This is a genomic window from Rhodococcus sp. IEGM 1372, assembly GCF_030056835.1.
Taxonomy (GTDB): domain Bacteria; phylum Actinomycetota; class Actinomycetes; order Mycobacteriales; family Mycobacteriaceae; genus Rhodococcoides.
In genome coordinates, this window is record NZ_JASHKS010000010.1 from 120,893 (window position 1) to 128,728 (window position 7,836).

7 protein-coding genes are annotated in these 7,836 nt (G+C 64.8%); 6 read left to right on the top strand and 1 reads right to left on the bottom strand.

The features are described from left to right. Positions 1–30: 30 nt before the first annotated feature. Positions 31–2,211, bottom strand: coding sequence for a maltose alpha-D-glucosyltransferase (gene treS, locus QM590_RS12010; protein ID WP_149407358.1), 2,181 nt, complete (start codon positions 2,209–2,211; stop codon positions 31–33). Positions 2,212–2,508: 297 nt separating this feature from the next. Between treS and QM590_RS12015 the strand changes: the two genes are divergently transcribed. The 6 genes from QM590_RS12015 to QM590_RS12040 all read left to right on the top strand — a co-directional run. After that, entirely contained in the window at positions 2,509–3,012 is a 504-nt protein-coding gene (locus tag QM590_RS12015) for a Pro-kumamolisin, activation domain family protein (RefSeq protein ID WP_149407357.1), read from the top strand. A gap of 298 nt (positions 3,013–3,310) precedes the next feature. After that, positions 3,311–5,155, top strand: coding sequence for a molecular chaperone DnaK (dnaK, locus tag QM590_RS12020; RefSeq protein ID WP_269594981.1), 1,845 nt, complete (start codon positions 3,311–3,313; stop codon positions 5,153–5,155). Further along, the gene (gene grpE, locus QM590_RS12025) at positions 5,152–5,784 is read left to right on the top strand and encodes a nucleotide exchange factor GrpE (RefSeq protein ID WP_149407355.1); all 633 of its coding nucleotides are present in this window, start codon (positions 5,152–5,154) and stop codon (positions 5,782–5,784) included. Before dnaK ends, grpE begins: the two co-directional genes overlap by 4 nt. 29 nt (positions 5,785–5,813) lie before the next feature. Then, entirely contained in the window at positions 5,814–6,986 is a 1,173-nt protein-coding gene (gene dnaJ, locus QM590_RS12030; protein WP_269594980.1) for a molecular chaperone DnaJ, read from the top strand. Further along, entirely contained in the window at positions 6,986–7,402 is a 417-nt protein-coding gene (locus tag QM590_RS12035; protein WP_045196872.1) for a heat shock protein transcriptional repressor HspR, read from the top strand. Before dnaJ ends, QM590_RS12035 begins: the two co-directional genes overlap by 1 nt. Positions 7,403–7,506: 104 nt before the next feature. Further along, the coding region (locus QM590_RS12040; RefSeq protein ID WP_269594979.1) for a hypothetical protein at positions 7,507–7,836 on the top strand (330 nt) is incomplete at its 3' end.

Sequence of the window (7,836 nt, forward strand, 5' to 3'; positions counted from 1 at the left end):
TCTATCCGTCGGTGGGGGAGCCCTGCGGTCTCAGCGCAGCACCACCGGCACACCCTCGTACGGGCGCAGCGTCATCGGGAAACTGTTCAGTTCGTCCACCGTGGCGATCTCGTTGTCGTCCGATACGTCGACGGCCGTGGTGCCGGGCACCAGGTGCTTCGACTGGATGGTCGCGCTGATCTCCTCGGACGAGAAGTTGAGCACCGTCGCCTGGATGGTTCCCTGCCCGAGTTCGTGCACCATCACCAGTAGACCCTTGTGCGAGACGGTCGGGATGTCGATCTGCTGGGCGGTAGCGATACCGAACTTCTTGCGCAACTCGATGATTCGCGCCAACTGGCGGGCGAACGACTGCGGATCCGCCAGCTGCTCCGGGAGCGAGCCGTACAGGCTGCGCCCGCGGGGGATGCCGGATTCGGAGCGCACGGCCTCGGGGAAGTACCCCATCAGATCGTGCGCGCCGCGGTTGATCCAGCGGGTGTCGCCTTCGCGGATGAGGTCGTCGACCTCCGCGGCATCGATCGGCAGGATGCCCAGTAGATCCCAGCCTGACAGTGCGAACACGCCCGGTTGCAACGCGTTGTACATCGCGAGCAGCAAGTGGGCCCGCTTGACCGTCTCGATGTCTCGCTCGTCCATCCGGTCCAGATCGCGGATCCCGAGCGATGCGGTGATCACACTTGCTGTGGTGCAAGCGATTCCGTTGGTGGTGAACGTCCGGTTGTACGGTGCCCAGCGTCCGGTGAGTCGATCGGTCAGCTCACCGCGGATCCGGTCGCCCAGATCGCTGCCCTTGACCGCCTCGCCGCCGTAGGTGAATTCGTCCTCGGCGTGCAGGGTGGCGAAGTGGATGAGCTCGAACGTCATCTCGTCGTGGTTCTGCAACGCGTGCACCAGAGACGCCGTGTCGACGCCGTGATCGCGCGCCAGAGTCATGGTGAGCCTGAGGAACTCGGTGTTTCCCATGACGAGCGCATGCTGATAGGCCGGGCGATTGATGAAGTCGTACGACAGGTCGGCACCGTTCTCACCCATGGCCTTGATGTCGTCGATCGTCAGGTTCAACTCCTGGAAGGTGAACCCGCCCATCTTGCGCACCACGCTGGCGATCAGGTGGTTCGCCGCCTCGGACAAGGGGTGGCCCTCGGACCAGCCCGGGCCTTCGGCTCGACGCTCCACACCGAGAAAGCCGTTGGCGTCCAACCGCAATGCGCCTGCACCCAAATCGGCGATGGAATGGCACGCGTCACCGATCACCAGTCGCATGCCGGCGAAAGAGGGATCGAGCCAGTTGATCGACGGCTGACCGGCCTTGAAGTAGTGCAGGTACACCCAGCGACGCTCGACGCCGTCGATGCCGACGACGGGAGGTGTTGCGCTCCAGTTTGTTTCCTTCACACCGAGCTCGTAGAAGATCACGCGCTGCAGCTGGCCGATGATGTATCCGGCGCGGGCGAGATTGGCCTCGGCCTCGGCGTCGATGTTCTGCGAATCGGCTCCGGCTCGCACTCGGGGCAACAGATGCCAGTCCTGCGGTTCGATCTCGACCATGTGGTAGATGCCGGGGTAGTCCGCGACGGCCATCTCGGCGAGCCGGAAGTCCGCACCTTTACCGGTGTGTCCGGGCACGATGTCGTCGATCACGATGCCGTCGTACGCCGACGCCACCACGCAGAGGCGTCGGAACTCTTCTTCCGATCCGAACGCCGGGTCGATCTGCATGCCGATGCGGTCGAAGTGGCCGTCGACCGACGGGGTGGGACGCCAACCGTGGATGCCGCCGGCCACCTTCACCGGGCCGGTATGCACTGCGGTGACACCGATTTCGGAAAAGGCCTGCCACAGCTTCTCGTCGCCGAGTGTGCTCAGGAAGCTCGTCTGCGGGGCGTTGATCACCGAGATGGGATACGCGGTGAACCACACCGGTGCGCGCTCGACGGCGGCGCGAGGATCGGGGTCGGCGTACGGGTTCTGCCACATGCTGCCCTTGCCCGAGAGTTGCTCGGCAATGAGCTTGGCGTCGCGCAGCATCGACTGTTCGGTGAGCCAGTCCACGTACTCGGGATTCGAGGCCACCGGTTCGCTGTCGGGTGTGGGGCTGCTGCTCCTGTTGGCGCGACGCACCGAGGGTCGAAGTGGTTTCGGCCGAGCCGGATAGAACTTCTCGTCGTAGGTGATCTCGCTCGGTTCGTGCTGCACTTCGGGATCCATGTGCCTCCGTAGCCTCGCTTTTCCTCAACCCTACGTAGGGCGCGGCCGATCCGCAGGGTTGTGGTTCCCCTGATCGGCGACCGGTGAAACCTGGCTCACCGACCGGTGAAACGTACTCCGAACTACATCGATGTGATTCTTCAGGGGCGTTTTCCTTCGATATGCGAACGTCATCGAATCGAGACCGCCTGGTGTGGAATGTCGGATTCCGATAGGACATAGTGAGTTGAGTACCAACTGACCCATCTGTCACATCAGACTCATGAGTCACATCCCCTTCAGCTACAGGAGTTGTTCATGCGACGTCTTGCCCGCACATCGATCCTGGCCTCGACGGCCGCTCTGGCCGCCGCCATCGGTGCGGTTGCCCTCGCACCGGCCGCATCGGCCGAACCTGCCCCCGAACCCGTCGGCCCGCTCGGCTCGGTGGTTCTCGAAAGCCCCGACCTGGTGGTGACCATGGCCGCCGTCTGCGACACCACGGTCGAGGACGCACCCGAGGGCGGCGTCGTCGCACTCCAGGTCAAGGTGGACAACGTCGGTGCGGACGACGCGTCGAACGTCAACGTCAACTACGGCGCACTGCCGGGCGTGCAGGGTCAGAACACCGAGACGACCATCAAGGCAGGCGAAGCCGCCACGTACACCGTGCCGTCGGTCGATCGTGAATGGATGGCCCGCCCCGCCGGTGCCGCGGCCTTCGCCAGCGCACTCGACGCGAACTTCCTCGACAACATCACCGGTGGACTGCTCACCCACAGCTGCATCCCCGCCCCGCCCGCCGAAGATGCAGGCGAGTAGCCCGCACTGACTTTCTCCCCGCTGCGCCGCGACGATCCCCGTGATCGTCGCGGCGTACTGCTGTGGAGGGGCTTCGCCCCACGTGCGCGAAACCTCGTAGCAGGGGTCGAGTTTTCGCGCACATGCGGCGCAGCCGCTCCCCGGGGAACAAATTCGCCACACCCTCCGTTGTGCAGGTCAGCAGCCTTGAGTGGATGAGGCTCAAGTTGGAAGTTGACGCGACAAGACGCGTTGTGCAAACTTGAGCGGAATTCGCTCACCCAGGGACTGAACCCCAGCACTAACAGGAGGAAACATTATGGCTCGTGCGGTCGGTATCGACCTCGGGACCACCAACTCGGTCGTGTCCGTCCTCGAGGGCGGCGAACCGGTTGTCGTCGCCAACTCCGAGGGATCACGCACCACCCCGTCGATCGTCGCTTTCGCCAAGAACGGTGAAGTGCTGGTCGGCCAGCCCGCGAAGAACCAGGCGGTCACCAACGTCGACCGCACGATTCGCTCCGTGAAGCGCCACGTCGGCACGGACTGGACCGTGGAGATCGACGGCAAGAAGTACACCCCGCAGGAGATCTCCGCGCGCACGCTGCAGAAGCTCAAGCGCGACGCCGAGGCCTACCTGGGCGAGGAAATCACCGACGCGGTCATCACCGTTCCCGCGTACTTCGAGGACGCACAGCGCCAGGCCACGAAGGAAGCCGGCCAGATCGCCGGCCTCAACGTCCTGCGCATCGTCAACGAGCCCACCGCGGCAGCTCTCGCATACGGCCTGGACAAGGGCGACAGCGAGCAGACCATCCTCGTGTTCGACCTCGGCGGCGGCACGTTCGACGTCTCGCTGCTGGAAATCGGCGACGGCGTGGTTGAGGTCCGCGCGACGTCCGGCGACAACCACCTCGGTGGCGACGACTGGGACGAGCGCATCGTGACCTGGCTCGTCGACAAGTTCAAGGCTCAGAACGGCATCGATCTGACCAAGGACAAGATGGCGCTGCAGCGTCTGCGTGAGGCTGCCGAAAAGGCGAAGATCGAACTGTCCTCCGGGCAGAGCACCTCGATCAACCTCCCGTACATCACGGTCGACGGCGACAAGAACCCGCTGTTCCTCGACGAGCAGCTCAGCCGCTCGGAGTTCCAGAAGATCACCTCCGACCTGCTCGATCGCACCCGTGCGCCGTTCCAGGCAGTGGTCAAGGACTCCGGCATCGCCGTCAAGGACATCGACCACGTCGTGCTCGTCGGTGGTTCGACGCGTATGCCCGCAGTCTCCGAGCTGGTCAAGGAGCTCTCCGGTGGACGCGAGCCCAACAAGGGCGTCAACCCGGACGAGGTCGTGGCCGTCGGTGCTGCACTGCAGGCCGGCGTCCTCAAGGGTGAGGTCAAGGACGTACTGCTCCTCGACGTCACGCCGCTGTCCCTCGGCATCGAGACCAAGGGTGGCGTGATGACCAAGCTCATCGAGCGCAACACCACCATCCCGACGAAGCGATCCGAGACCTTCACCACCGCTGACGACAATCAGCCCTCGGTGCAGATCCAGGTCTTCCAGGGTGAGCGCGAGATCGCCTCGCACAACAAGCTCCTCGGCTCCTTCGAGCTGACCGAGCTGCCCCCGGCTCCTCGCGGAGTCCCGCAGATCGAGGTCACCTTCGACATCGACGCCAACGGCATCGTGCACGTCACGGCCAAGGACAAGGGCACCGGCAAGGAGAACACGATCAAGATCCAGGACGGCTCCGGTCTGTCCAAGGAAGAGATCGACCGCATGGTCGCCGACGCGGAAGCTCACGCAGACGAGGACAAGGCTCGTCGCGAAGAGGCCGAGGTCCGCAACCAGGCCGAGTCCCTCGTCCACCAGACGGAGAAGTTCGTCAAGGACAACGAGGACAAGGTCGACGCCGAGCTCAAGGGACGCGTCGAAACCGCCATCGCCGACGCCAAGTCGGCTCTCGCAGGCAGCGACATCTCGGCAGTCAAGACCGCCGTGGAGAAGCTCTCGACGGAGTCGCAGGCTCTCGGCACCGCCATCTACGAGGCTCAGGCCAAGGAGCAGGGCGGCGCAGAGGGTGGCGCGCAGGCCGCTGACGACGGTGTCGTCGACGCAGAGGTTGTCGACGAGCCCGCCGACGACACGGACAAGAAGTGACGTCGGACAACACCGAGCAGGAACCGGTCACTTTCGTGGACAAGCGAAAGATCGATCCCGAGACCGGTGAAGTACGGGAAGGTGACGCAGTTCCGGAGCCCCTGGTGGGCACCGGGGCTGCGCCCCAGCCCGACTCGGTGGACGAAGGGACCGTCGACGGCGACGTAGTGGAAGACCCGCGTGACACGCAGGTTGCAGAGCTCACCGCAGATCTGCAACGCGTCTCGGCGGAGTACGCCAACTACCGGCGTCGCACCGATCGTGAGAAGCAGACCGGAGCGGAGAACGCGAAGGCGTCCGTCGTCTCGCAGCTTCTTCCGGTTCTGGACGACCTCGAGCGAGCCCGCCAGCACGGCGACCTCGAAACCGGACCGCTCAAGGCAGTGGCAGACAAGTTGGCAGTGGTGTTCTCGAACATCGGCCTGACCACTTTCGGAGCCGAGGGCGACGCCTTCGACCCGGCCATCCACGAGGCTGTCTCCCATGAGGGCGACGGCAGCAGTCCGGTCGTCGGAACGCTGATGCGTCCGGGCTACAAGCTCGGCGAGCGCGTCCTGCGGACCGCGATGGTCGGCGTCGTGGACAGTGCAACACAAGAATCGGATGCACCCGCGTCCGACGAGCAGTAGAGAAATAGCGCGAGAGGAGGAAACGCCCGGTGAGCCAGCGGGAGTGGATCGAGAAGGACTTCTACAAGGAGCTGGGCGTTTCCTCCAGCGCGACTGCAGAAGAGATCAAGAAGGCGTACCGAAAGTTGGCCCGGGACAACCATCCCGACGCCAACCCCGGCAACGCCTCGGCCGAGAACAAGTTCAAGGCGGTCAGCGAGGCGCATGCCGTCCTCGCCGACCCGGCCAAGCGCAAGGAATACGACGAAGCACGAAAGCTGTTCGCCTCCGGTGGTTTCGGTAACCGTGGCGGCGGTGGATTCTCTCCCGGCGCAGGCGGATTCGGCGGCGGTGGACAGACCTTCGACGTCGGCGACATCTTCGGCCAGGGCGGCGGCGACGGCGGAATCGGTGACCTGTTCGGTGGCCTGTTCAACCGCGGCGCGCAGCAGCGGCCTCAGAACAATCGACCCCGACGCGGCAGTGACGTCGAAACCGAGACCTCGCTGCAGTTCCGTGAAGCGGCACAGGGCGTTACGGTTCCCCTGCGGTTGACCAGCCCGTCCTCGTGCACCACCTGCCACGGCAGCGGCGCGAAGCCCGGAACCAGCCCGCGGGTGTGCACCAAATGCAACGGCCAAGGCGTCGTCAACAGAAACCAAGGCGCGTTCGGCTTCAGTGAGCCGTGCGACGACTGCCGCGGTACCGGATCCATCATCGACGACCCGTGCGTCGACTGCCGCGGCACCGGAGTGCAGAACCGCACCCGCACCATCACCGTGCGCGTCCCGGCCGGCATCAGCGACGGCCAGAAGGTTCGGCTCGCCGGTCAGGGTGAAGCCGGCTTGCGCGGAGCGCCGTCCGGCGACCTGTTCGTGACCGTTCGGGTCAAGCCCGACAAGGTGTTCGGCCGAACAGGCGACGACCTGACGGTGACCGTTCCGGTGAGCTACGGAGAACTGGTGCTCGGCACCACGCTGTCGGTGCCCACCCTCGAGGGGCGCGTCGGAGTGAAGGTGCCACCGGGCACCGTCGACGGCCGAGTGTTGCGCGTGCGTGGACGCGGTATCCCGAAGAAGTCCGGCACCGGCGACCTGATGGTGACCGTCAAAGTTGCCGTCCCGCAGAAACTCGACGATGCTGCTACCGACGCTCTGAAGAACTATCTGGAAGCCGAGAAGGCCAGCGGATTCGACCCGCGGGCCGGGTGGGCAGGTGTGTGATGTCGGTCCCTCCCGAGGGCGGATCTGCGAAAGCCGGTGGCGGGCAAGCTGATCCCGACGCCCAGGTTTTCGTGATCTCCGTCGCGGCACAGTTGGCGGGCATGCATGCGCAGACGCTGCGTACCTACGACCGGCTCGGGCTCGTCACCCCGCATCGCACCACCGGCGGCGGTCGGCGCTACTCACCGCGTGACGTCGCACTACTTCGCGAAGTGCAGCGACTCTCCCAGGACGAGGGCGTCAACCTCGCCGGCATCAAGCGCATCATCGAGCTGACCAATCAGGTCGAGGCACTGCAGGCCCGGGTCTCCGAGTTGGCTCAGGATCTGGCCAACGTGCACGCCAGCTATCGCCGCGACCTGGTGCCGATTCAACGCAACGCCCTGGTGGTCTGGAAACCGCGCCACCAGCGCTGAATTCGAGGGTTCACCCTTCACCGTTCGCCCTTCACTGTTCGCCCTTCACTCCCTCTTTGCCAAGCTTCTGGTGAGTCATTCGAGAAGCTATGGAGGGTTATCGCATGTTGAGTGCTGAGTTCACAGGGGAGCAGATTCGGGAGATGGTGTTCGAGTACTGCCGGTTGCCGTATGGCCAGCATGGGCCGTGGATGGTGGCGCATCCGTCCGTCTCGAGGGGCATGATGACGCGCTGGCGGACGGCGGTGTTCGACGGCGACGTGGACCGCGGGCTGGTTCCGCGTCAGACTGAACCGATGAACTCGCAACCGAAGGGCCGGCAGGGAATGGTCGAACGGCGAGCCATCGAGACGGCCCGCCACGCCGAGGAACTCGCCCAACGTGACGCTCAGATCCGTGAGCTCAAGGAGACCAACGAGCTGCTGGGAAAAGCT